The organism is Streptomyces sp. NBC_00335 (assembly GCF_036127095.1).
GTDB lineage: Bacteria > Actinomycetota > Actinomycetes > Streptomycetales > Streptomycetaceae > Streptomyces.
The window spans coordinates 4517501-4542088 of sequence record NZ_CP108006.1 but is presented as its reverse complement, the minus strand read 5'-3'; the positions used below and the strand labels follow the sequence as shown (position 1 = coordinate 4542088).

The following is a 24588-nucleotide window of genomic DNA, read 5'->3' as shown; positions in this document are numbered from 1 at the left end:
CCTTGCCCTTGCCTTGGTACCCGTACGGCCGCACGCCGATGTGCGGCCCTTCGCCCCCGGTGATCCATCCGGCGCTTCCGCTCGTCCCGCCCCCGGTGACCATGGAACGCCCGTTCTGACGGCTGCGTTCCACTCTCCACCGAATGATCACCCCAACGTTATCGAAGAGTGACTCATCGTTGCAGCTCAGGGCCTTCGCTTCACGCTGCGTTGCCAACGACCTCGTGCCGGGGCAGGGCCTCCGCCCCGTCCTTCGTCACGCGCGTCGCGCCGAAGTAGTCGGGCGTGTCGATCTTGTCGAAGCGGATCACGGCTCCGGTGAACGGAGCGTTGATCATGTAGCCGCCGCCCACGTAGAGCCCGACGTGCCGGATCTCCCGCGAGTTCGTCAGATCGTCGGAGAAGAACACCAGGTCCCCCGGCAGCAGTTCCGCGCGCGAGGGATGCGGACCGGCGTTGTACTGGTCGTTCGCCACGCGCGGCAGATCGATCCCCACCGACTCGTACGCGGCCTTGGTCAGCCCCGAGCAGTCGAACCGCCCGCCCTGCTCGGGCGTCCCGTTCCCGCCCCACAGGTACGGGGTCCCCAGCTGCTTCTGCGCGAAGTAGATGGCCCCGGCGGCCTGCTGCGAGGGCGCCACCCGCCCGACGGGGGCCTCGAAGCTCTTGGCGAGGTTCGTGATGGTCTTCACGTACCCCTCGGTCTCCCGGTACGGCGGGACGCCCCCGTACTGCTTCACCGCGCCGGGACCCGCGTTGTAGGCGGCCAGCATGTTCTTCACCGGATCCCCGGGCACCTTGGACACGTAGCGCGCCAGCTCGCAGTCGTACGAAGCCGCGGACGGGATCGCGTCGTTCGGGTCCCAGATGTCACGGTCGCCGTCGCCGTCCCCGTCGATGCCGTGCGTCGCCCAGGTCCCCGGGATGAACTGCGCGATGCCCCGCGCGTCGGCCGGGCTCACCGCGCTCGGGTTCCAGCCGCTCTCCGAGTACAGCTGGGCCGCCAGCAGCGCCGGGCTGAGCGTCGGGCAGAGGTTCCCCCACTTCTGCACGAGGGGCTGGTACTTCCCCGGCACGGCACCCTTCGCGAGCCCGCCGGCCCGCCCGCCCACGCCGGCGATGCCCGCGGCCGCCGAGTACGTACCGACCACGAGCAGGGCGAGAAAGCACAGGCATGCCCCGAAGCTGATTCCACCGACCACCCAGAGTCTGCGCACCCGCCAACCTTCCCCCATCGAACGGCTTTTCCCGGGGCTCCCACCACCCCGTGTCGAATCATCCCGCCGGGGGACCGCCGCAGGAACCGCCCCACCCGGGGCACTTGGAGCACGGATCCCGGCAGACGAGTGAACTCATAGGACGATACGACCTATTTGGCGCCACCGACCCGCACTCTGCACCCAGGCCGTCTCTTTCGGATCTTGCCGGTTGAGCCCGCGTCGTCCGGTGCCGTGCATCGGCGCCTTGGCGGGGCGCCGGAGTACTGGACGTACTTGGCGTTCCGCCAAGGCGGCGAGGCGCGGTGCCGGGCGGCGCGGGCCAGGCAAGATCCGGAAGAGACGGCCTAGCCCCGGGGCGCCACGAACAGGCTCTGCGCGCTCCGCCCGATCGGCCCCTTCTCGTCGTGCAACCGTGCGTCCGCCAGCCCGATGCCCGCCGCGTCCACGCTCGTACGGGCCTCCACGCCCACCCATTCACCGGCCGGATGGCGGTGCAGGTGCACGGTGAGGTCGCCGTTGACGAAGAGGTACCGCCCGAAGTCCACCACGGCGCTGATGCCGTTCCCCGAATCCGCCGCGACCAGGACCCGGTCCAGCGGCCGCGCCTCCTCCCCGGCGACGAGCGGCACCCTCATCCGCATCCAGCAGGTTCCGGGACCGAGTTCGACGAACGCGCCCCGCGTGAAGCGCGTCTCCATCGCCGAGTGGTAGCCCTTCTCCCACGGCACCGGGAAGAACGGCGTCGGCCCCACCTCCCCCGGCGGCGGCAGCTCCGGCCCGGGCACCACGGACGGTACGGACTCCCCCGCCACCCGGATCCGCAGCGCCCGCGCCAGCATCACGGGCGCGGCCCCGGCGGGGGCGAGCGCCGCCTCGACCACCTCGGTACCGCGACCGGCCCGCAGCACACTGGTCGTCAGCTCCAGCGGGCCGATCGGCACCGGGCGCAGGATCTCGTAGGTGATCCGGGCGATCCGCATGTCGGTGCGCCCGCCGGGCCGTTCCTCGATCGCCCGCCCGAGCAGCGCGGCCGGCGGTCCGGCGTGCTGCGAACCCGGATCCCACGGGCCGCGCGTGTAGCCGGTCGCCAGGAACCGCCCCGCGTCGATCCGCTCGTAGAACCCCTCAACATCGCTGACATCGCTGACGTCGCTGACATCACTCAGATCGCTGACACCACTCTCGGCACCCATGAGCGCCACGCTACCGACTGGTAATCAGGGCCCGCCAGCCCCATCCCAAAGGATCAGCGGGCGAAGCCCAGCCCCACCCCGAGCCCCACCAGGACCGAGCCGATGGCCCGGTTCAGCGCCTTCTGCGCCTTCAGCATCCGGTCGCGCAGCCGGGAGTTGGAGAAGAACAGCGCGACCGCCCCGAACCACCCCAGGTGCGCCGCCGACATGAACAGCCCGTACCCGGCCTGCTGCCACACCGGGGTCCCCGGCCCCACCACCTGCGTGAAGGTCGACACGACGAACAGCGTGGTCTTCGGGTTGAGCACGTTGGTCAGGAACCCGCTCCGGAGCGCCCCGAGCGGCGTCAGCCCGCCCTTCTCCTCCAGGTCCACGGCCACCTCGGTGCGCGCCCGGAAGGTCCGTATCCCGATCCACACCAGGTACGCGGCGCCCGCGAGCTTGATCACCGTGAACAGTTCGGCGGACGAGGCGATCAGCAGACCGACCCCGAGCATCGTGTAGGAGACGTGGACCAGCACCCCGGCCGCGACCCCCGCGGCCGCGAACAGCCCGGTGGGCCGCCCGTAGAGGTAGCTGTTGCGCACGACCATGGCGAAGTCCGCGCCGGGACTGATGACGGCGAGGAAGGTGATGACGGCTACTGCGATCACTTCGGTCATACGGCGATGCTCCCCGGACCCGCCCGCGGCGATCAAGAGCTTTCCGCGTCACGGACACCCGACGGCCACCCAAGTCCCCCACGGGGAGACAATGAGGACGTGCCCACGCCTCCCCCCTCCGGCCCCGCCCGCCCCGCCGCCCCCGCTCCGCTCCCCCTCCTGCAAGCGGACTGCTCCCAGTGCTTCGCGCTCTGCTGCGTGGCCCTGCCCTTCTCCAAGTCCACCGACTTCGCCGTGAACAAGCCCGCCGGCACCCCCTGCAAGAACCTCCGGCAGGACTTCCGCTGCGGCATCCACACCAAGCTGCGCGACCAGGGCTTCCAGGGCTGCACCGTCTTCGACTGCTTCGGCGCCGGCCAGCAGGTCTCCCAGGTCACCTTCGGCGGCCGCGACTGGCGCTCCCACCCCGACACCGCCGGCGCGATGTTCGCGGTCCTCCCGGTGATGCGGAACCTGCACGAGCTGCTCTCCTACCTCATCGAGGCCCTCACCCTCCCTGCGGCCCGCCCGCTCCACGCCGACCTGCGCACCACCCTGACCGACACCACCCGGTGGACCGCGGCGACCCCCGAGGCCCTCGCCGACTTCGACATCACCCCGCTGCGCCAACAGGTGAACACCCTGCTCCTCAAGACCAGCGAGCTCGTACGGGCCAAGGTCGCGGGCCGCAAGAAGAACCACCGCGGCGCCGACCTGATGGGCGCCCGCCTCCCCGGAGCCGACCTGCGCGGCGCCAACCTCCGCGGCGCCTACCTGATCGCCGCCGACCTCAGCGGCGCCGACCTGCGCACGGCCGACCTGATCGGCGCGGACTTCCGCGACACCGACCTGCGCGACGCCGACCTCACGGACGCCCTCTTCCTCACGCAGCCCCAGCTGAACGCGGCCCGGGGCAACCCCGCGACCCGCATCCCGCCCTCCCTGACCCGCCCCGCGCACTGGCTCCCGTAAGGCGGCTGCAGGCCGGCCCCGACAACCGGCTCGACGCCGGACGGCGCACACCGGACACGCGTGCGCCCCCGGCGCATCCACCCGCAACCCGGCCCCGGACACCCCCGCAGGCACCGCGCCCGCAACCAACGACCAGGCGCGACGGCTGACGGAATGTCGGAGAACGCCATCGGTACGGTCGACCGGACCGCGACCCGTTGCGCCAAACGGCGCCCCCACGGGAGCCACCCAGCCCACCGGGACGACAATCATTGCCCGCAGTCACCCCGCGTGATACACAGAGTGACCATACGTTCTTTCCCCCACACGCCGCCCGACCCCAGGTCAGGACATACGAACGACACCCGGGGCGACAGATCGGGTAAAGAGAGCAGTCAAGTCGACATCCGACGGCGGTTTCATCAGGGAAGATAGAGCGTGACCCCTGCCGTCCGGGCACGGGCTACCGGAACTACCCATACAGGGGCGGTGAGTTACATGATCCTGGCAGCCGAAAAGGGCGACATCACCACCATCATCGGCGGAATCGCCCCGAACTGGGGGCCGTTCGGCAGTCTCGGCAACGAGGCGAAGATCATGATCGAAGTGGTCATGGCCGTAGCGATCCTGCTCTGCCTGGGCATCGCCATCTGGGGCGCGGCCAAGCAGCGCATCGGCGCGACCGCACTGCGCGACACCTTCAGCGCGGAACAGGGCAAGGGCCTCATCGTGGCCGGCCTGACGGGCGTCTTCATCATCGGCTCACTGGGCACCCTCTTCACGATCGTCTACGGAATGGCCGTCTAGCCCGAGCCCTGATGAGGACTCACCACGCCGCGCCTGCGCGGATACCAGCGCTACCGTCGTACGACGCGGAGGGGGCGAACACCGAATGAGCACCGACGACCAATACGGTGGCGGCGAGGTCGGCGGCACCGGCCAGACCCGTACCCGCTTCGCCGAGCCCTCGGACCCGTACGCCCCACCGCGCCGCACCTCCAGAGGCCTGGTCACGGTCGTCGGCGTGGTGGTCCTCCTCATCGCAGCCATCGCCTTCGCCAACCAGTCCCGCACCCCGGACACCCCCCCGACCGCCGACAAGGCCCCCACCGCCACCAACCCGACGGCGGCCACGGGCGTGGCCCCGGTGGACGGCAAGTCGGCAGGCATCCCGAAGGGCTTCGCCCAGACCGAACAGGGCGCCCAGTCCGCGGCGGCGAACTACGCGGTGGCGCTGGGCTCTGACGGGATGTTCAGAAAGAACACCCGGCACGCGCTCGTGGACGGGATCTACATCCCTGACGTCGCGTCGAAGATGAGAGCTCCTCAGGACGAGGCGTACTCCGCTCCGTTCCTCGCGAAGCTCGGACTCGACGCGAACGGCAACCCTCCCCAGGGCAGCTCCTTCGTCACCCGCGCCGTCCCCGTCGGCACCCGAGTCGACAGTTACGCGCCCACGAGCGCGACGGTCTCCGTCTGGTACACCGGCCTCATCGGCATGTCCGGTCCGAAGTCCACCGACCCGGTACGCACCACATGGAAGACCTGGACGTTCGAACTGGTCTGGTCGAGCGGAGACTGGAAGGTCGTCTCCGACTCCCAGCAGGACGGTCCGGCACCGGTTCCCGGTGACGCGGTCGCGTCGCCCTCCGAGGACATCAGCAAGGCCGTCAAGGAGTTCGGAGGCTTCACCTATGCCCGCTAGCCTCAGGCTCCGGGTCGGCCTGGTCACCTCCGCCCAACTGGCCATCGCAGGCCTGGCGACCCGTGCCTACGCCGCCCCGAGCCCCACGCCAACCCCGTCGCGACTGCCCAGCGACGATCCGTGCGACCTGCTGATCGGACCGGCGAAGCAGTACTGCAACCGAGAAGGCACCAGCCCCAACGGCCCCGGCGCAGGCCTCGCCCCCAGCGACCCCGCCGACGCCCTCAACCCCCTCTCCTCCCTCGCGAAGGGCTGCGCCGACGCCGCAGCCTGGATCGTCGGCGAACTCAGCAAAGCGGTCAACGGCACCGCCAACGTCGACTTCACCAACGGCGCCTTCCTCAAGCAGTACGCCATCGTCTTCGCCGCCTCCACCATCCTCACGCTCGTCCTCTGGCTCTTCGCCGTAGCCAAACGAGCCATCCGCGGCGTCCCCTTCACCACCGCCATGTCCGAAGCCATCGGCTTCCTCTGGCTCACCGTCCTCGCCTCCGCCTTCACCCCCCTGATCCTCTACACCGTCGTCTCCGCCACCGACGGCGTCACCGAGGTCATCGCCTCCGCCACCGGCGGCCAGACGGACGTCTTCTTCGGCTCCTTCGCCGAGGCCCTCAAAAAGGGCGACGACATCGGCGGCGGCCCGATCATGCTGATCGTCGTCGCCCTCGTCACCGTGCTCGCCGCAGGCATCCTCTGCCTGGAACTGGTCATCCGCGCCGCGCTCCTCTACGTCGGCGCCCTGCTCGGCACCGTCGTCTACGCCGGCCTCGTCGACCGCAACCTCTGGGGCCACGTCCGCCGCTGGGCGGGCATCATGATCGCCGTCATCCTCGTGAAGCCGGTCATCGTCATCGTCCTCGGCCTCGCCGGAGCCCTGGCGGGCGACAAGGGCCCGAACGCCTTCTCCGCCGTCGTCTCCGGCCTCGCCATCATCCTGCTGGCGATCTTCGCCTCCGCGATGATCTACCGCTTCGTCCCCGGCTTCGGCGACGAGATCGCCTCCGCCCGCACCAACCGCAGCAAGGCCACCGACGGCGCCCAGGCAGCCGCCGTCATCAGCTCCCCGGCCTCCCTCGTCTCCCAGGGCATCAAGACCCACAGCAGCCGCGGCGGCGGCGGCGGCGGAAACAGCGGCGGCGGCGCCCACCGCGCCGGCGGCGACAACCAGATCTCCGGAGGCATGGCCGCCCACAGCAGCCGCGGCTCCGGCGGCGGGAACAGCGGCGCCCCCGCCGCCGCACCCCCGCCCCGTACGGGCTCCAGCACGAGGAACACAGGAGGTGACGGGCGGTGACGACCCAGTCGCACCAGCTCCACCCGGTCACGCCCCGCCGCACGTATCTCATCGGCCGGGCCCGGCCGAACGCGATCGTCGGCAAGAACCGCGAGACCGGCGAGATCGCCCTGATCATCGTCGGCGCGTTCCTCGGCATGATGAGCGGCCTGCTCGTCCCCGCCCTCACCCTGCGCATCGTCTCCCTCGCCGGATTCCCGATGCTCGCCCTCGCCGCCGTCTACGTCCCCTACCGCGGCCGCACCTTCTACCGCTGGTTCGAAATCAACCGCAGCTACAAGCGCACCCTGCGCCGCGGCACGACGTTCCGCTCCGGCGCCATGGAGGCCGGCATCCGCGCCGGCGACGGCCGCGAGGTCGAGGTGGGCCCGCCCCCCGGCATCGGCCGCATCAACTGGCTCGCCGCCCCCTTCGGCCCCGACGAGATCGCCGTCCTGCTCCACGCGGACCGCAGAACCGTCACCGCCGCCATCGAGATCGAGGGCCCCGGCGTCGGCCTGCGCGACAGCGAGGACCAAGAGGCCCTCGTGGACCGCTTCGGCACCCTCCTCAAGCACGTGGCCAACGGCGACGGCTTCGTCACCCGCCTCCAGATGCTCGTACGCACCCTGCCCGCCGACCCGGAGGCCCACGACAAGGACGTGGCCGCCCGCGGCGACACCAACGCCCCGGTCTGGCTGCGCGATTCGTACGACCAGCTCCAGTCGATGGTGTCGACCTCCTCCGAGCAGCACCGCGCGTACCTCGTCGCCTGCATCCACTTCACCCGCGAACTCGCCGCCGAGGCCCACACCATCGCCCGCGCCGCGACCCCCCACAAGGGCCGCAGGGTCGACCGCGACGCCGGCCTCGCCATCGTCATGGCCCGCGAGCTCACCGACATCTGCGCCCGCCTCGCCGAGGCCGACATCCGCGTCCGCCAGCCGCTGGGCCAGGGCCGCCTCTCCTCCCTCGTGCACTCCATGTACGACCCGGACCACCCCATCGACCACATCCAGGCCATGACCAAGCGCAACGCCTGGCCCGCCGAACTGGACGCCGTCGAACCGACCTATCTCCAGGCCAAGACCCGCGAGTCCTCCACCCGCGCCCCCTGGTGCCACGCCACGGCCTGGGTCAAGGAGTGGCCGATGACCCCGGTCGGCGTGAACTTCCTCGCCCCGCTCCTCGTCCACACCCCCGACGTGATCCGCACGGTCGCCGTCACCATGGACCTGGAACCCACCGAGATCGCCATCGAGCGCATGCTCACGGAGAAGACGAACGACGAGGCCGACGCCAGCCGCGCCGCCAAGATGAACCGCACCGTCGACCCCCGCGACATCGCCGCGCACGGCCGGCTCGACCAGCGCGGCGAAGACCTCGCGAGCGGCGCCGCCGGGGTCAACCTGGTCGGGTACATCACGGTCTCCTCCCGCTCCCCCGAAGCCCTCGCCCGCGACAAGCGCACCATCCGCGCCTCGGCGGGCAAGTCCTACCTGAAGCTCGAATGGTGTGACCGCGAGCACCACCGCGCCTTCGTCAACACCTTGCCGTTCGCCACCGGCATCCGACGCTAGCTGGAGGGAATGGCCGCCCATGCGAGATCCCATGTCCGCCCTGACGGACGCCTTCACCAGCTTCCTCTTCGGCAAGGTCGAAACCACCAGACTCCCCGTCCGCACGTCCACGGGCCAGGCCCAAGCGGTCTACCTCCCCACCGCCGCCCCCGGACTCGGCGACTCGGGCGTCATCATCGGCCGTGAGGTCTACAGCGGCAAGGGGTACATCTACGACCCCTTCCAGCTCTACGGCCAGCAGCTGCCGGCCCCCCACTGGCTGGTCCTAGGCGAGTCGGGCAACGGCAAGTCCGCCCTCGAGAAGACCTACGTCCTACGCCAACTCCGCTTCCGGGACCGCCAGGTCGTCGTTCTGGACGCCCAGGGCGAGGACGGCGTCGGCGAGTGGAACCTCATCGCCCAGCAGCTGGGAATAACCCCCATCCGCCTGGACCCCATCGCCGCGAACAACGACGGGATCCGCCTCAACCCCCTCGACCCGGCGATCACCGCGACGGGCCAGCTCGCGCTGCTCCGCACGATCATCGAAGTCGCCATGGGCCACGGCCTGGACGAGCGCTCCGGCTTCGCCCTGAAGGTCGCCCACGCCTACGTGGTGGAAACCATCACGGACCGCCAGCCGGTCCTGATGGACATCGTCGAGCAACTGCGCCACCCCGAGCCCGAATCGGCGCTCTCGATGAACGTGGCCATAGACGATGTCCGCGCCTGGGGCCTGGACGTCGCGCTCGTCATCGACCGCCTGGTCGACGGCGACCTCCGAGGCATGTTCGACGGCCCGACCACGGTAGGCATCGACCTCGATGCCCCCCTCATCGTCTTCGACCTCTCCCACATCGACCGCAATTCCATCGCCATGCCGATCCTGATGGCGATCGTCGGCGTATGGCTCGAACACACCTGGATCCGGCCGGACCGCAAGAAGCGCATCTTCCTGGTCGAAGAGGCCTGGCACATCATCAACAGCCCCTTCGTGGCGCAGCTCTTCCAGCGCCTCCTGAAGTTCGGCCGACGCCTGGGCCTGTCCTTCGTGGCAGTCGTCCACCACCTCTCGGACGTAGTGGACGGCGCGGCGGCCCGCGAAGCCGCGGCCATCCTCAAAATGGCCTCGACCCGCACGATCTACGCCCAGAAGGCGGACGAGGCCCGCGCCACGGGCCGCGTCCTGGGCCTCCCCCGCTGGGCGGTGGAAATCATCCCCACCCTCACCCCCGGCATCGCGGTCTGGGACGTGAACGGCAACGTCCAGGTCGTCAAACACCTGATCACGGAAGCCGAACGCCCCCTGGTCTTCACCGACCGCGCCATGACCGAATCCTCGGTCCAGCACCGCCTGCCCGACGACCTCCTCGCCGCCGAACTGGAGACAGAGGAGCGCGCACTCCTGATGGAACGCCACCGCAACGCCGGCGGCTCGGCGACCACGGTGGCCTGACATGCCCAACAGCACGGACCAGCGCCCCCAGGGCGGCATCCCGGACGGCCTCCTGGTAGGCCTCCTGGCCTTCCTCCTCGGCCTGGCCGTCCTCACCTGGACGTCCACCGGCCTGGCAGCCCTCTTCGCGAAGGGCGCCTGGCCGGACAAGGTCACCTTCACCCGCACCCCGACCGCGGTCCGCTCGCTGATAGCTCAACCCCAGAACATCCCGGCAGCCTGGCCGGACACACCCCCCGAGGCCCTCTCCAACTGGGGCCTCTTCTGGGGCCTGTTCATCAGCCAGCTCCTGATCCTCCTGGTCCTGGCCATCTTCACCCTGGGCATCGTCGCCCGCACCAAGGCCCGGAGGACAACGGCGCCGCACCCTCCAGGCCGACCGAAGCCCAATCCAGCCCCTCCGGCGTTTGAGGAGCGGGGGCCCGGGGGCTGGCCCCCGGCAACGGCGCCGCACCCGACCACGGGTCCACAGCCAATCCCAGCCCCGCCGGCGATTGAGGCGCGGGGGCCCGGGGGCTGGCCCCCGGCAACGGCGCCGCACCCCGCCACGGTCCCCATCCCCACCAAGCCCCACCCCATCCCCGCCCCGTCGGCACAGGCACAGGCATCGCAGCCAATCCCAGCCCCGCCGGCGTTTGAGGCGCGGGGGCCCGGGGCCAGAGCCCCAGGCACCAGCGCCGCCCCCTCCCCCACGGACGAGGCGTACCGCTACGGCTTCGGCTACGCCCCGACCCCGGCCCCACCCGCAACCCCACCCCAAAGCCACCGCATGACCTACGCCCCACCGGAGGTCCGAACCACGGCCGCCGAAGCAGCCATCGCGGCAGCCCAAGGCGCCATCCTCGTGATCACGTCCTCCCCCACCCTCTGGTCGGACACCAAGGACGCCCGCTCCAAGCTGGGCCCCGTCCTCCTCTACGACCCCTCCCACCTCTGCGACACCCCGGCCCGCATCCACTGGAACCCCACAGAAGGCTGCGCGGACCGCGACACCGCCGCCGCCCGCGCCATCGCGCTGCTCGCCCCGGTCCGCCCCCAGGCCCGCATGGACTCCGCACTCGCGGACACCGCGGAAACGCTCCTGCGCAGCTGGCTCCAGGCCGCCGCCCTGGACAACCGCCCCTTCAAGCAGCTGCACCGCTGGGCCCAGGGCACCAACGCCCAAGAGCCGGTCCGCATCCTGCGCACCCACCCCCAGGCGGCAACAGCCGCCCCCGGCGCGGCCGGTGAGCTGGAGAGCGCCCTCACCGCCCACCCCGACCGCCGCGAACAGGCCCAACACCTCACGGCCCGGGCCCTGACGGCCCTCTCCTCGATCCACATCCGGGAATCCTGCACCCCGAACCGAAGCGATTCGCTCGCCCTGGCATCGTTCGTCTCCGAAGGGGGCACCCTCTACGTGGTGGGCGAACCCCTGGAAGACCCTCGTGCCCACCCGGGTGCGATGCCGCTGCTGACCGCACTCGCCTCGAGCGTGGTCGAGCACGGCCGCCGCATGGCCGCACGGTCATCCGACGGTCGGCTCGACCCACCACTGACCCTGGTCTTCGAGGACGTCGCCGCCGTGGCCCCGATCCCCCAACTGCCGCAGCTGCTCCAGGACACGACGCTCCCGCTCCTCGCCCTGTGCCGCAGCCGCGAACAGGCCCGCTCCCGCTGGCCGGAGGCGGACCTCCCCGTAGCCGCCCGCTAGGCAGGCCGCGGGAACACGTACTCAAGCTCCTTCGCGGACGGGTCGGTCGGCATCGGCACGACCTTCCCGCTGTGCACGAACCCGAACCGCCGGTAGAACGCCCCGGCCCGCGCGTTCTCCTCGTGCACGAAGAGCCGTACGCGCGCCAGCACCGGCTCCTCCAACCCCCAGGCCCACTCCAGCGCGGCGGCGAACAGCTCCTCGGTCAGCCCGGTTCCCCGGTGCCCGGTCCGGACGAACACGCCCACGAGGTGCGCCTGGGCCTGCTCGATCTCTCCGTCGAAGATGTCGGTCGTGCCGGCCTCCTCGACGAGGACGCTCACCGACCCGGCCCACACCCCATCAGGCCCCTCGGCCACGAACTGCCGTATGCCCCGCCCCGCAGCGGCCCCGGCAGCCCTCTCCTGCCAGAACTCGTCGCTCCTTCCCTCACCCTGCTCGAGGGTTTCCAGAAAGGCCACCGGCGCGGCCGGATCCCGCAGAGCCGCGATCCGCAGCTCCTTCACCTTGTCCCACTCTTCGGCCCGTACAGGACGTATCACGTACTCGTTCATACCTCGGGATCCTAATGAGCCGGCCGCCCCACCTTCACCCGAGTTTCCCCACCCCAAACTCGAAAACCCAAAGTCCCCGTAAACGCAGAAAAGCCCCGTACCGGTTACCCGGTACGGGGCTTTCTACAATGATTGTTCGGCGGCGTCCTACTCTCCCACAGGGTCCCCCCTGCAGTACCATCGGCGCTGAAAGGCTTAGCTTCCGGGTTCGGAATGTAAACCGGGCGTTTCCCTAACGCTATGACCACCGAAACACTATGAAGTTAACCAAACCGGATATGACACAGTTCGTTACTTCAGAACTAACACAGTGGACGCGAGCAACTGAGGACAAGCCCTCGGCCTATTAGTACCAGTCAGCTCCACCCGTTACCGGGCTTCCACATCTGGCCTATCAACCCAGTCGTCTACTGGGAGCCTTACCCTCTCAAGGAGGTGGGAATACTCATCTTGAAGCAGGCTTCCCGCTTAGATGCTTTCAGCGGTTATCCCTCCCGAACGTAGCCAACCAGCCATGCCCTTGGCAGGACAACTGGCACACCAGAGGTTCGTCCGTCCCGGTCCTCTCGTACTAGGGACAGCCCTTCTCAATATTCCTACGCGCACAGCGGATAGGGACCGAACTGTCTCACGACGTTCTAAACCCAGCTCGCGTACCGCTTTAATGGGCGAACAGCCCAACCCTTGGGACCGACTCCAGCCCCAGGATGCGACGAGCCGACATCGAGGTGCCAAACCATCCCGTCGATATGGACTCTTGGGGAAGATCAGCCTGTTATCCCCGGGGTACCTTTTATCCGTTGAGCGACGGCGCTTCCACAAGCCACCGCCGGATCACTAGTCCCGACTTTCGTCCCTGCTCGACCCGTCGGTCTCACAGTCAAGCTCCCTTGTGCACTTACACTCAACACCTGATTGCCAACCAGGCTGAGGGAACCTTTGGGCGCCTCCGTTACTTTTTGGGAGGCAACCGCCCCAGTTAAACTACCCATCAGACACTGTCCCTGATCCGGATCACGGACCGAGGTTAGACATCCAGCACGACCAGAGTGGTATTTCAACGACGACTCCACAACCACTGGCGTGGCCGCTTCAAAGTCTCCCACCTATCCTACACAAGCCGAACCGAACACCAATATCAAACTATAGTAAAGGTCCCGGGGTCTTTCCGTCCTGCTGCGCGAAACGAGCATCTTTACTCGTAGTGCAATTTCACCGGGCCTATGGTTGAGACAGTCGAGAAGTCGTTACGCCATTCGTGCAGGTCGGAACTTACCCGACAAGGAATTTCGCTACCTTAGGATGGTTATAGTTACCACCGCCGTTTACTGGCGCTTAAGTTCTCAGCTTCGCCACACCGAAATGTGACTAACCGGTCCCCTTAACGTTCCAGCACCGGGCAGGCGTCAGTCCGTATACATCGCCTTACGGCTTCGCACGGACCTGTGTTTTTAGTAAACAGTCGCTTCTCGCTGGTCTCTGCGGCCACCCCCAGCTCACGGAGTAAATCCGATCACCAGTGATGGCCCCCCTTCTCCCGAAGTTACGGGGGCATTTTGCCGAGTTCCTTAACCATAGTTCACCCGAACGCCTCGGTATTCTCTACCTGACCACCTGAGTCGGTTTAGGGTACGGGCCGCCATGAAACTCGCTAGAGGCTTTTCTCGACAGCATAGGATCATCCACTTCACCACAATCGGCTCGGCATCAGGTCTCAGCCTTATATGAGGGACGGATTTGCCTACCCCTCGGCCTACACCCTTACCCCGGGACTACCACCGCCCGGGCTGGACTACCTTCCTGCGTCACCCCATCGCTTACCTACTACAAGTCTGGGTCACCGGCTCCACCACTTTCCTTTCCCCGAAGGGTCCGGAACGGCTTCACGGGCTTAGCATCGCCTGATTCGATATTGGGCGTTTCAAAGCGGGTACCGGAATATCAACCGGTTGTCCATCGACTACGCCTGTCGGCCTCGCCTTAGGTCCCGACTTACCCTGGGCAGATCAGCTTGACCCAGGAACCCTTAGTCAATCGGCGCACACGTTTCTCACGTGTGTATCGCTACTCATGCCTGCATTCTCACTCGTGAACCGTCCACAACTAGCTTCCGCTGCTGCTTCACCCGGCACACGACGCTCCCCTACCCATCACAGCGGGCGTTGGCCCTATTGCTGCAATGACACGACTTCGGCGGTACGCTTGAGCCCCGCTACATTGTCGGCGCGGAATCACTTGACCAGTGAGCTATTACGCACTCTTTCAAGGGTGGCTGCTTCTAAGCCAACCTCCTGGTTGTCTCTGCGACTCCACATCCTTTCCCACTTAGCGTACGCTTAGGGGCCTTAGTCGATGCTCTGGGCTGTTTCCCTCTCGACCATGGAGCTTATCCCCCACAGTCTCACTGCCACGCTCTCACTTACCGGCATTCGGAGTTTGGCTAAGGTCAGTAACCCGGTAGGGCCCATCGCCTATCCAGTGCTCTACCTCCGGCAAGAAACACGTGACGCTGCACCTAAATGCATTTCGGGGAGAACCAGCTATCACGGAGTTTGATTGGCCTTTCACCCCTAACCACAGGTCATCCCCCAGGTTTTCAACCCTGGTGGGTTCGGTCCTCCACGAAGTCTTACCTCCGCTTCAACCTGCCCATGGCTAGATCACTCCGCTTCGGGTCTAGAGCGTGCAACTCAATCGCCCTATTCGGACTCGCTTTCGCTACGGCTTCCCCACACGGGTTAACCTCGCTACACACCGCTAACTCGCAGGCTCATTCTTCAAAAGGCACGCAGTCACGACTGTATGTGCAAGCACATACAGCGACGCTCCCACGGCTTGTAGGCACACGGTTTCAGGTACTATTTCACTCCGCTCCCGCGGTACTTTTCACCATTCCCTCACGGTACTATCCGCTATCGGTCACCAGGGAATATTTAGGCTTAGCGGGTGGTCCCGCCAGATTCACACGGGATTTCTCGGGCCCCGTGCTACTTGGGAGATTCTTAAGCAAGCCGCTGATGTTTCGTCTACGGGGGTCTTACCCTCTACGCCGGACCTTTCGCATGTCCTTCGACTACATCAACGGTTTCTGACTCGCCGACCGGCCGGCAGACCGATCAAAAGAATTCCCACAACCCCGCATGCGCAACCCCTGCCGGGTATCACACGCATACGGTTTGGCCTCATCCGGTTTCGCTCGCCACTACTCCCGGAATCACGGTTGTTTTCTCTTCCTGCGGGTACTGAGATGTTTCACTTCCCCGCGTTCCCTCCACACTGCCTATGTGTTCAGCAGTGGGTGACAGCCCATGACGACTGCCGGGTTTCCCCATTCGGACACCCCCGGATCAAAGCTCAGTTGGCAGCTCCCCGGGGCCTATCGCGGCCTCTCACGTCCTTCATCGGTTCCTGGTGCCAAGGCATCCACCGTGCGCCCTTAAAAACTTGGCCTACAGATGCTCGCGTCCACTGTGTAGTTCTCAAGCAACGACCAGTCACCCATCACCCTCACCCATAAGGCGAAGTTCACTGGGGCCGGCATCGCGAAGATAAGACCTTTCGGCCGTACCCTCAGATACCCAACAACGTGCCAAGCACGATCCCCGCCACTCAAACCGTTTTCCACGCCGAAGCAGTACTCACAGAAGGTTTTGGAAACCGTGCCAACTAATCAACGTTCCACCCTGAGCTGACCGTGCAGAACGTTTGTCTGCAATCGGTACTGTGCTCCTTAGAAAGGAGGTGATCCAGCCGCACCTTCCGGTACGGCTACCTTGTTACGACTTCGTCCCAATCGCCAGTCCCACCTTCGACAGCTCCCTCCCTTACGGGTTGGGCCACCGGCTTCGGGTGTTACCGACTTTCGTGACGTGACGGGCGGTGTGTACAAGGCCCGGGAACGTATTCACCGCAGCAATGCTGATCTGCGATTACTAGCAACTCCGACTTCATGGGGTCGAGTTGCAGACCCCAATCCGAACTGAGACCGGCTTTTTGAGATTCGCTCCACCTCACGGTATCGCAGCTCATTGTACCGGCCATTGTAGCACGTGTGCAGCCCAAGACATAAGGGGCATGATGACTTGACGTCGTCCCCACCTTCCTCCGAGTTGACCCCGGCGGTCTCCTGTGAGTCCCCATCACCCCGAAGGGCATGCTGGCAACACAGGACAAGGGTTGCGCTCGTTGCGGGACTTAACCCAACATCTCACGACACGAGCTGACGACAGCCATGCACCACCTGTATACCGACCACAAGGGGGGCACTATCTCTAATGCTTTCCGGTATATGTCAAGCCTTGGTAAGGTTCTTCGCGTTGCGTCGAATTAAGCCACATGCTCCGCTGCTTGTGCGGGCCCCCGTCAATTCCTTTGAGTTTTAGCCTTGCGGCCGTACTCCCCAGGCGGGGAACTTAATGCGTTAGCTGCGGCACCGACGACGTGGAATGTCGCCAACACCTAGTTCCCAACGTTTACGGCGTGGACTACCAGGGTATCTAATCCTGTTCGCTCCCCACGCTTTCGCTCCTCAGCGTCAGTAATGGCCCAGAGATCCGCCTTCGCCACCGGTGTTCCTCCTGATATCTGCGCATTTCACCGCTACACCAGGAATTCCGATCTCCCCTACCACACTCTAGCTAGCCCGTATCGAATGCAGACCCGAGGTTAAGCCTCGGGCTTTCACATCCGACGTGACAAGCCGCCTACGAGCTCTTTACGCCCAATAATTCCGGACAACGCTTGCGCCCTACGTATTACCGCGGCTGCTGGCACGTAGTTAGCCGGCGCTTCTTCTGCAGGTACCGTCACTTTCGCTTCTTCCCTGCTGAAAGAGGTTTACAACCCGAAGGCCGTCATCCCTCACGCGGCGTCGCTGCATCAGGCTTTCGCCCATTGTGCAATATTCCCCACTGCTGCCTCCCGTAGGAGTCTGGGCCGTGTCTCAGTCCCAGTGTGGCCGGTCGCCCTCTCAGGCCGGCTACCCGTCGTCGCCTTGGTGGGCCATTACCCCACCAACAAGCTGATAGGCCGCGGGCTCATCCTTCACCGCCGGAGCTTTTAACCCCCGCCCATGCAGGCAGGAGTGTTATCCGGTATTAGACCCCGTTTCCAGGGCTTGTCCCAGAGTGAAGGGCAGATTGCCCACGTGTTACTCACCCGTTCGCCACTAATCCACCCCGAAGGGCTTCATCGTTCGACTTGCATGTGTTAAGCACGCCGCCAGCGTTCGTCCTGAGCCAGGATCAAACTCTCCATGAATGTTTACCGGTAATCCGGTGCACACGCACTTAGAGCGGGACAGTCATGTCGGAATAAGACCGACCGTCCACTGCGTCCTCGCTGTGTAATTGCCTGCAAGTGTCAGGGCCGAAGCCGCGACCTCACAGGTCTTTTTCAAAGGAACCTCATCCACCGAAATGGACGGGGTATCAACTTTTTGGCGTTGATTTTTGGCACGCTGTTGAGTTCTCAAGGAACGGACGCTTCCTTTGTACTCACCCTCTCGGGCTTTCCTCCGGGCGCTTCCTTCGTTCTTGTGTCTCCGACTCTATCAGACTCTTTCGTGTCCGATTCCCAGTCAGCGGGATTCGCTTTCCAGTTCTTCGCTTTCGCGTTTCCCTTTCCGGCGAGACCGACTCTATCAGAAGTTTTCCACCGGATTTCCCGGCTTCGGATTCCTGGATGAGGAGTCGAGGGTGCCCACTCCGAATTGCTTCTTTGGGGGCTGGCTGCCGAACTTGTCCAGTTCCAGGCAACCGTTTGACTCTACATCACGCCCCCTGCACCGTCAAAATCGCCGCGACAGGGTGGCCCTCCTCGGTGTAGGGGCGCTGCTGTCCGGCCGGTCTCGACTGCGGCGGCGGCCGCAACGGTCCCTCCGTTCCGGCTGCGGCAGACTGACCGCCGTGACCGACAACGCCTTCGTGATCGTCACCGGCTTGCCGGCCAGCGGCAAGAGCACGCTGGCCCGCCGGCTCGCCGCGGAACTCAGCCTGCCGGTCATCGACAAGGACGTGATCCTCGAGTCGCTCTACGACTCCCTCGGCATCGGTGACCAAGCCTGGCGCCACCGGCTGAGCCGGGCCGGCGACGAGATCCTGTTCGCCCTGGCCGCCGATGCCGGGCGGGCCGTACTCGTGAACTGGTGGCACCACGACACCGCCCCCGGCCGCCTCCACCAACTCGGCGCCCGCCTGGTCGAGGTCTTCTGCGACTGCGACACCCAACTCGTCGCCGAACGATTCAGCACCCGCAAGCGCCACCCCGGACACCTCGACCAGGACCTCACCAGCGAACAGCTCCACGAACGCGTCACGGCCTGGGCATCCCGCCCGGGCCCCCTCGGCCTGGGCGGCCACCTCCGAACCGTCGACACCAGCCGCCCCGTCGACGTAGACGCCCTTGCCAGGGAGATCCACCCCCTGCTGACCGGAAGCCGGGCCTGAACCGCGACACCTCCGCGGGCCGGTTCACGTTCGACGGCCCGCTGATTGCCGACGTACGCGGCGATCGCCAGCCGCCGCCCCTCGGCAACGGTCGCCTGCTTGATGTCGCCGTGACCACCACCCTCGTCGATCCGCGCCTGGAGGCGGCCGTCAGCGCCGAAGGCGAGGTAGGGCGACGGCCGCTGCGCGGGAGGTCTGCCACAGATCCCGGCCGTTGGTGGGGTCGAGCGCGGCGACTGTGGCACAGCCCTCGCCCGGCAGGCGCTTCGCGCCCGACCTGATGTCGAAACCGGTCACCGCGTCCTACCGGCTGCGAACGACGGCATCGCCGGCGAGCCAGGCCCCATGGCCCCGGTCGGTGGCGCTCCGGTCGTACGGGGCCTCCCAGACGGTCTTCACGGAGAACCACGGCACGTATCCCGAGCCGGTCACGAAGAAGGGAACGTCCTCCAGGCGTTGGGCAAGGCTGATCCGTACGGGCCGATCCGCCTGGGGTCACCGCTATGTGCCGGAGGGGATGGGACTACCGGCAAGAAGCCAGTACACGAGCTCGCACATCTCCACGAAGCCCTGGGCGGCCTCGGCATTCACCTGAGTCGACTGCTGCCGGCTGCGGTTGTGCAGACGCTCCAAGTCCAGCATCAGCTGCACGGCTTCCGGCGTCAGGTGGAGTGAAAGCCCCAGCTCCTGGGCCATCAGTCGCGGCGGCATGATCGGCAGGACGTGGAGTGTCGACGCGCCCAGGTTGATCAGCTGCTCCCATGCGGTGTTCATGGCCTGACCTGGATGCCGGCTGATCTCGCGGTATGCCCCGCTCATCGCAGGCACCTCGCCGAGTGGGAACGCGACTCGTTGAAGGCTGGGTCCAGCCGCCATTGCGGGAGCCCCCGCCGCTGGGTGGCCGTACCCGCCTGGCGCTGGACGAGGGGCAGGTACTGCTCCTAGTCGCCACACGTGGGTATCCGGGCTGGGCGTGTCAGGCGAGTCGTCAGCTTCTTGGTCTTCGTCGCGTGGTTCTGCTTCGGCGGCCTGCTCGGGCAGGGTTGCCGCCGCGGGTATTACGTACTGGGCCTCGCGCCGGATGTCGGCCACCTCGGCGGCGAACTCAAGTGCCCCGGCTGGTGTTTCGACTCTGGTCATTCGGCCGATCGCCCGCCCGATGTTCGTGCGCCAGGCCCACGCGAGGCCCAGGGCGACGAGGGGCCATGCCAGCGTGTCCACGAACTTCAGTACGAGTTCCGCGATCTCCATCGCGCTAGTGCAGCCTGCGGTCCGCCGCCGTGGGTGGCTGTTCCGCAAGCGCGGCTGAAACGAGACCGTGACTGACGGCTTCGTGGCATCTCATAGCGGCTTCGGCGTCCGCCAGGGGCCGCATCTGTTGAGCGGCGTTCTGTACGAGTAGGAGCGAGCGGCTTCGCGACAGGCACGGTAGAGACGTCCGTCTGGGAGGCTGAGTCGGAGGCTACTCCGCTCGGGTCCATCGCTTCACGACGTGCGGTGCCGAGAACGGAGCGGGCCAGGTCTGCAGCCGGACCTCCTCGGCCGCCTCGGGCTCCTCGTCCGACTCGAGCCAGCGGACGGCAGCGGCGAGGTTCCGCCGGGACGCGCGGGCTCGGGTCCAGCCCGCGGGGACTTCGAATCGTGCCGCGTCGTCGAGGTAATCGGTGCAGCCCATCACGATGAGCCGTCCCGAAGGCGCGTGGAAGCTCGCCTCGACGACGTGGTCAAAGTCGTCGCTGTCGTCGTGCGGCTCATCTGCGAGAGCATGGACAGTGACTGCCACCGTGTCGTTGACGGCGGTGCCGATGGCCAGGGCATCTTCTAGGACGCCGAGCCCGTCCGCGACGGTCTGTTTGGTCCACACGCCGCTGAAATCGCCTTCGGATCCCTCGTCCAGGACGTGGATCTGGAAGTAGTCCGCGAAGAGCTCAAGGTTGGTCGCCACGGAGGCATCATCCCTCCTGCCCAGCAAGGACAGCACGCCCCCACAAGAGCACCGATAGATAGGGGAAGCGGGGGGTGTGCCCCTATGTCTTTGGTCAAGGTGGTCGGGTGGCAGTGTGGCTGTCATGAGTGATGACGTGCCTGTTCGAGAGTCGGCGGGCGAGAGCACACGGCCGTGCGACTTTTGTGGTCATCCGGTCGTGATGGACTCGGTCGACGAGCGGGACTGCCCCGTGTGCGGCGAGGCCGCTGAGGATCAGCCGGCTGAGGCTGGCCGGGGCTCATAGAAGGTTCCGTCGCGGAGCATGGCGAAGAGGACATCGGCCCGGCGTCTGGCGAGGCAGAGCAGGGCCTGGGTGTGGTGCTTGCCCTGGGCGATCTTCTTGTCGTAGTAGGTCCGCGATGCGGGGTCGGCCAGGGCCGCGAACGCGGAGAGGAAGAAGGCCCTCTTGAGCTGCTTGTTTCCCCGTCTGGAGGGCTGTTCGCCGCGGATCGATGAGCCCGAACTCCGGGTGGCGGGCGCGAGTCCGGCGTAGGCGGCGAGGTGGCCGGCGGTCGGGAAGGTGCTGCCGTCGCCGACCTCGATCAGGATGCGGGCTCCGGTCCTGACTCCGATGCCCGGCATCGACGTCAGGACCTTCGAAAGAGGGTGGGCGTCCAAGAGTTCTTCGATCCGCCCGGCCAGCTTTTGCGCTGGTCAAGGACGGCGGTCAGGGATCCGGCCAGGCTTGGGACGATCAGTGCGGCCGCCTCGGTCCCCGGGACGGTCACGGTCTGCTCGTCCAGGGCGGCGAAGATGTCCTCGATCAGCCGCTCGGCCATCCGCGGGGCCTTCGGCCGTAACAGCGTGACCAGGCGGCGCCGGTCGGCCTTGCGGATCTGGTCCGGAGAGCCGAACCGCTCCAGCAGGGCGAGGACGGCCGGGTGCTGCAACCGCGGTCCCAGCACCCGCTCCAGCGACGGATGGATCTGGGTCAGCAGGCCGCGCAGCCGGTTCGCGACGCGTGTCGCTTCGCCGGCCAGGTCGTCGTCGAAGCCGACGATCATCTCCAGCTCGGCGATCGTCTCGTCCTCGCCGTCAATCGCCCGCAGGGTGTGCGGATCGCTCGGGCCGCGTCGGCGATGATGAACGGTCCTTCGCGTCCGTCTTGGCCTCGCCCGGGTAGAGGTCGGCGATCCGCCGCATCGTCATCCCCGGCAGGTAGGCCACCGGGCATCCCATGTCCCGGGCCACGGCTAGCGGCAGGGCGCCGATCGAGGCCGGCTGGTCGACCACGACGAGCACGGTTCCGTGCTCGGCCTGGAGTTTCGCGAAGAGCTCGCGGAGCTTGGGTTCGGTGGTGGGCAGTCGCTTGTCGAAAGCCTTTTTCCCGGCCGGTGTGACGGCGGTGGCATGGTGTTCGCCCTTGCCGACGTCCGGGCCGAGGAAGACGTCGATGTCACTCGTGTCGATCACGTGCGAGCCCCTCCGCTCACGCTTTCGTCCGTGCTTGCCTCGGCACCGAGCTGCCACACCCACGTTACGGAGAGCCCTTCCGGCTCGGGTGAAGCCATGCTCAAGCCCCTCATCAGCGGTCCGTCGATGCCTCCGGGCCCGGTGACACCACCCCCCGGATCATGAACAACAAGAGGGGGGAGCGACGGCGGGGCCCGACCTCAAATCCGGGTGCGGCAGGGGCCGTTCATCTGCCATAGTCCCGCGCTGTGAACAGTGCTGATCTTGTATTGCGGCGTGCGGTCCACTCCGATGCCGCCGCCTTGGCCGACACGTGGCTGCGTTCCTTCAGGACCGCGCTGCCGACCGTGCGTCTTGCGCACAGCGACCAAGAGGTGCGGGACTGGTTCTCTTCCGTGGTCGTGCCGCGGTACGAGACCTGGATAGCGGTCGCCGGCGGCACCGTGGCGGGACTCCTCGTACTCGACGGCGAGGAACTGGAACAGCTCTACCTGGAGCCGTCGTGCCGTGGGCAGGGCCTGGGCGACCGGCTCATGGCTCTGGCCAAGCAGCGGCGGCCGGCGGGGCTCGGACTGTGGACGTTCCAGGTCAACGGCCCGGCGCAACGGTTCTACGAGCGGCACGGATTCATCGCGGTCGAGCGTACCGACGGGCTGCGCAATGAGGAGCACGAGCCCGATATCCGCTACGTCTGGCAGCCCCGGGATTAGGGATGGATCGGGGCATCGCCGCGCCTCTGCAGGAGCCGGTGCACCGGTCCGTAAACGCAGAAAAGCCCCGTACCGGTTACCCGGTACGGGGCTTTCTACAATGATTGTTCGGCGGCGTCCTACTCTCCCACAGGGTCCCCCCTGCAGTACCATCGGCGCTGAAAGGCTTAGCTTCCGGGTTCGGAATGTAAACCGGGCGTTTCCCTAACGCTATGACCACCGAAACACTATGAAGTTAACCAAACCGGATATGACACAGTTCGTTACTTCAGAACTAACACAGTGGACGCGAGCAACTGAGGACAAGCCCTCGGCCTATTAGTACCAGTCAGCTCCACCCGTTACCGGGCTTCCACATCTGGCCTATCAACCCAGTCGTCTACTGGGAGCCTTACCCTCTCAAGGAGGTGGGAATACTCATCTTGAAGCAGGCTTCCCGCTTAGATGCTTTCAGCGGTTATCCCTCCCGAACGTAGCCAACCAGCCATGCCCTTGGCAGGACAACTGGCACACCAGAGGTTCGTCCGTCCCGGTCCTCTCGTACTAGGGACAGCCCTTCTCAATATTCCTACGCGCACAGCGGATAGGGACCGAACTGTCTCACGACGTTCTAAACCCAGCTCGCGTACCGCTTTAATGGGCGAACAGCCCAACCCTTGGGACCGACTCCAGCCCCAGGATGCGACGAGCCGACATCGAGGTGCCAAACCATCCCGTCGATATGGACTCTTGGGGAAGATCAGCCTGTTATCCCCGGGGTACCTTTTATCCGTTGAGCGACGGCGCTTCCACAAGCCACCGCCGGATCACTAGTCCCGACTTTCGTCCCTGCTCGACCCGTCGGTCTCACAGTCAAGCTCCCTTGTGCACTTACACTCAACACCTGATTGCCAACCAGGCTGAGGGAACCTTTGGGCGCCTCCGTTACTTTTTGGGAGGCAACCGCCCCAGTTAAACTACCCATCAGACACTGTCCCTGATCCGGATCACGGACCGAGGTTAGACATCCAGCACGACCAGAGTGGTATTTCAACGACGACTCCACAACCACTGGCGTGGCCGCTTCAAAGTCTCCCACCTATCCTACACAAGCCGAACCGAACACCAATATCAAACTATAGTAAAGGTCCCGGGGTCTTTCCGTCCTGCTGCGCGAAACGAGCATCTTTACTCGTAGTGCAATTTCACCGGGCCTATGGTTGAGACAGTCGAGAAGTCGTTACGCCATTCGTGCAGGTCGGAACTTACCCGACAAGGAATTTCGCTACCTTAGGATGGTTATAGTTACCACCGCCGTTTACTGGCGCTTAAGTTCTCAGCTTCGCCACACCGAAATGTGACTAACCGGTCCCCTTAACGTTCCAGCACCGGGCAGGCGTCAGTCCGTATACATCGCCTTACGGCTTCGCACGGACCTGTGTTTTTAGTAAACAGTCGCTTCTCGCTGGTCTCTGCGGCCACCCCCAGCTCACGGAGTAAATCCGATCACCAGTGATGGCCCCCCTTCTCCCGAAGTTACGGGGGCATTTTGCCGAGTTCCTTAACCATAGTTCACCCGAACGCCTCGGTATTCTCTACCTGACCACCTGAGTCGGTTTAGGGTACGGGCCGCCATGAAACTCGCTAGAGGCTTTTCTCGACAGCATAGGATCATCCACTTCACCACAATCGGCTCGGCATCAGGTCTCAGCCTTATATGAGGGACGGATTTGCCTACCCCTCGGCCTACACCCTTACCCCGGGACTACCACCGCCCGGGCTGGACTACCTTCCTGCGTCACCCCATC

General features: G+C 66.0%; 16 protein-coding genes, 5 rRNA genes and 1 pseudogene (1 of these 22 running past the window's edge). 9 read left to right on the top strand and 13 right to left on the bottom strand.

The features are described from left to right. Window positions 1–200 precede the first annotated feature (200 nt). The 3 genes from OHA37_RS20385 to OHA37_RS20375 form a co-directional block, all read right to left on the bottom strand. Window positions 201–1217: a C40 family peptidase gene (locus OHA37_RS20385; RefSeq protein ID WP_323182347.1), complete on the bottom strand. Its 1017-nt coding sequence runs from the start codon at window positions 1215–1217 to the stop codon at window positions 201–203. Between the two features lie 347 nt (window positions 1218–1564). Next, window positions 1565–2413: a thioesterase family protein gene (locus OHA37_RS20380; protein ID WP_266907239.1), complete on the bottom strand. Its 849-nt coding sequence runs from the start codon at window positions 2411–2413 to the stop codon at window positions 1565–1567. Window positions 2414–2466: 53 nt separating this feature from the next. After that, complete coding sequence (locus tag OHA37_RS20375) at window positions 2467–3075, bottom strand: LysE family translocator (protein ID WP_266907237.1); 609 nt, start codon at window positions 3073–3075, stop codon at window positions 2467–2469. A gap of 99 nt (window positions 3076–3174) precedes the next feature. Here OHA37_RS20375 and OHA37_RS20370 point away from each other — a divergent pair, with 99 nt between their 5' ends. The 7 genes from OHA37_RS20370 to OHA37_RS20340 all read left to right on the top strand — a co-directional run bounded on the left by OHA37_RS20370 (window position 3175) and on the right by OHA37_RS20340 (window position 11691). After that, the gene (locus tag OHA37_RS20370; RefSeq protein WP_266907235.1) at window positions 3175–4026 is read left to right on the top strand and encodes a pentapeptide repeat-containing protein; all 852 of its coding nucleotides are present in this window, start codon (window positions 3175–3177) and stop codon (window positions 4024–4026) included. Between the two features lie 477 nt (window positions 4027–4503). Then, the gene (locus tag OHA37_RS20365) at window positions 4504–4812 is read left to right on the top strand and encodes a hypothetical protein (RefSeq protein ID WP_031145169.1); all 309 of its coding nucleotides are present in this window, start codon (window positions 4504–4506) and stop codon (window positions 4810–4812) included. An 85-nt stretch (window positions 4813–4897) separates the two neighbouring features. After that, on the top strand, window positions 4898–5710 hold the full coding sequence (locus OHA37_RS20360; protein WP_266907233.1) for a hypothetical protein: 813 nt from the start codon (window positions 4898–4900) through the stop codon (window positions 5708–5710). Continuing rightward, window positions 5700–7004 carry a hypothetical protein gene (locus OHA37_RS20355; protein WP_266907231.1) on the top strand — a complete coding sequence of 435 codons (1305 nt, stop codon included), beginning with the start codon at window positions 5700–5702 and terminating at the stop codon, window positions 7002–7004. The genes OHA37_RS20360 and OHA37_RS20355 overlap by 11 nt, the downstream gene beginning before the upstream one ends. Continuing rightward, on the top strand, window positions 7001–8563 hold the full coding sequence (locus tag OHA37_RS20350; protein ID WP_266907229.1) for an SCO6880 family protein: 1563 nt from the start codon (window positions 7001–7003) through the stop codon (window positions 8561–8563). The genes OHA37_RS20355 and OHA37_RS20350 overlap by 4 nt, the downstream gene beginning before the upstream one ends. A 19-nt stretch (window positions 8564–8582) precedes the next feature. Then, complete coding sequence (locus tag OHA37_RS20345; RefSeq protein WP_266907227.1) at window positions 8583–9998, top strand: ATP-binding protein; 1416 nt, start codon at window positions 8583–8585, stop codon at window positions 9996–9998. 1 nt (window position 9999) lies between these two features. Further along, entirely contained in the window at window positions 10000–11691 is a 1692-nt protein-coding gene (locus tag OHA37_RS20340; RefSeq protein WP_266907225.1) for a type VI secretion protein, read from the top strand. Here OHA37_RS20340 and OHA37_RS20335 read toward each other — a convergent pair. From OHA37_RS20335 to OHA37_RS20320, 4 genes are all read right to left on the bottom strand, one after another. Continuing rightward, a complete protein-coding gene (locus OHA37_RS20335; RefSeq protein ID WP_266907223.1) occupies window positions 11688–12245 on the bottom strand; it encodes a GNAT family N-acetyltransferase in 558 nt (185 codons plus the stop codon). The two genes, OHA37_RS20340 and OHA37_RS20335, sit on opposite strands and share 4 nt — an antisense overlap. Window positions 12246–12379: 134 nt before the next feature. Beyond that, window positions 12380–12497 (bottom strand): 5S ribosomal RNA (gene rrf / locus OHA37_RS20330). A 74-nt stretch (window positions 12498–12571) separates the two neighbouring features. Continuing rightward, window positions 12572–15695 (bottom strand): 23S ribosomal RNA (locus OHA37_RS20325). A gap of 284 nt (window positions 15696–15979) precedes the next feature. After that, a 16S ribosomal RNA gene (locus OHA37_RS20320) occupies window positions 15980–17504 on the bottom strand. Together the 16S, 23S and 5S rRNA genes form the textbook arrangement of a ribosomal RNA operon. A 647-nt stretch (window positions 17505–18151) precedes the next feature. Here OHA37_RS20320 and OHA37_RS20315 point away from each other — a divergent pair. Further along, window positions 18152–18691: an AAA family ATPase gene (locus tag OHA37_RS20315; RefSeq protein ID WP_266907221.1), complete on the top strand. Its 540-nt coding sequence runs from the start codon at window positions 18152–18154 to the stop codon at window positions 18689–18691. Window positions 18692–18994: 303 nt separating this feature from the next. Here OHA37_RS20315 and OHA37_RS20310 read toward each other — a convergent pair whose 3' ends face one another. The 4 genes and pseudogenes from OHA37_RS20310 to OHA37_RS20295 form a co-directional block, all read right to left on the bottom strand. After that, window positions 18995–19123: a hypothetical protein gene (locus OHA37_RS20310; protein ID WP_266907219.1), complete on the bottom strand. Its 129-nt coding sequence runs from the start codon at window positions 19121–19123 to the stop codon at window positions 18995–18997. Between the two features lie 69 nt (window positions 19124–19192). Continuing rightward, window positions 19193–19942, bottom strand: a complete 750-nt coding sequence (locus OHA37_RS20305; protein ID WP_266907217.1) for a hypothetical protein — start codon at window positions 19940–19942, stop codon at window positions 19193–19195. A gap of 211 nt (window positions 19943–20153) precedes the next feature. Then, window positions 20154–20636 (bottom strand): hypothetical protein, encoded by a 483-nt coding sequence (locus OHA37_RS20300; protein WP_266907215.1) that lies wholly within the window; start codon window positions 20634–20636, stop codon window positions 20154–20156. A 255-nt stretch (window positions 20637–20891) separates the two neighbouring features. Continuing rightward, window positions 20892–22088, bottom strand: a pseudogene (locus tag OHA37_RS20295) (IS110 family transposase). 251 nt (window positions 22089–22339) lie between these two features. On the opposite strand from OHA37_RS20295, the gene OHA37_RS20290 reads away from it, so the two are divergent. Next, window positions 22340–22801 (top strand): GNAT family N-acetyltransferase, encoded by a 462-nt coding sequence (locus OHA37_RS20290; RefSeq protein WP_266907213.1) that lies wholly within the window; start codon window positions 22340–22342, stop codon window positions 22799–22801. Between the two features lie 106 nt (window positions 22802–22907). Here OHA37_RS20290 and rrf (OHA37_RS20285) read toward each other — a convergent pair. Then, window positions 22908–23025: ribosomal RNA gene (gene rrf, locus OHA37_RS20285) — 5S ribosomal RNA — on the bottom strand. A 74-nt stretch (window positions 23026–23099) separates the two neighbouring features. Beyond that, window positions 23100–24588 (bottom strand): 23S ribosomal RNA (locus OHA37_RS20280); it runs 1635 nt beyond the window's last position.

What these genes read in the sequence shown, in the direction of transcription:
- OHA37_RS20380 (WP_266907239.1), bottom strand. Translation starts at nt 2,413, where the DNA reads ATGGGTGCCGAGAGTGGTGTCAGCGATCTGAGTGATGTCAGCGACGTC.
- OHA37_RS20375 (WP_266907237.1), bottom strand. Translation starts at nt 3,075, where the DNA reads ATGACCGAAGTGATCGCAGTAGCCGTCATCACCTTCCTCGCCGTCATC.
- OHA37_RS20365 (WP_031145169.1), top strand. Translation starts at nt 4,504, where the DNA reads ATGATCCTGGCAGCCGAAAAGGGCGACATCACCACCATCATCGGCGGA.
- OHA37_RS20360 (WP_266907233.1), top strand. Translation starts at nt 4,898, where the DNA reads ATGAGCACCGACGACCAATACGGTGGCGGCGAGGTCGGCGGCACCGGC.
- OHA37_RS20355 (WP_266907231.1), top strand. Translation starts at nt 5,700, where the DNA reads ATGCCCGCTAGCCTCAGGCTCCGGGTCGGCCTGGTCACCTCCGCCCAA.
- OHA37_RS20345 (WP_266907227.1), top strand. Translation starts at nt 8,583, where the DNA reads ATGCGAGATCCCATGTCCGCCCTGACGGACGCCTTCACCAGCTTCCTC.
- OHA37_RS20340 (WP_266907225.1), top strand. Translation starts at nt 10,000, where the DNA reads ATGCCCAACAGCACGGACCAGCGCCCCCAGGGCGGCATCCCGGACGGC.
- OHA37_RS20335 (WP_266907223.1), bottom strand. Translation starts at nt 12,245, where the DNA reads ATGAACGAGTACGTGATACGTCCTGTACGGGCCGAAGAGTGGGACAAG.
- OHA37_RS20305 (WP_266907217.1), bottom strand. Translation starts at nt 19,942, where the DNA reads ATGGAGATCGCGGAACTCGTACTGAAGTTCGTGGACACGCTGGCATGG.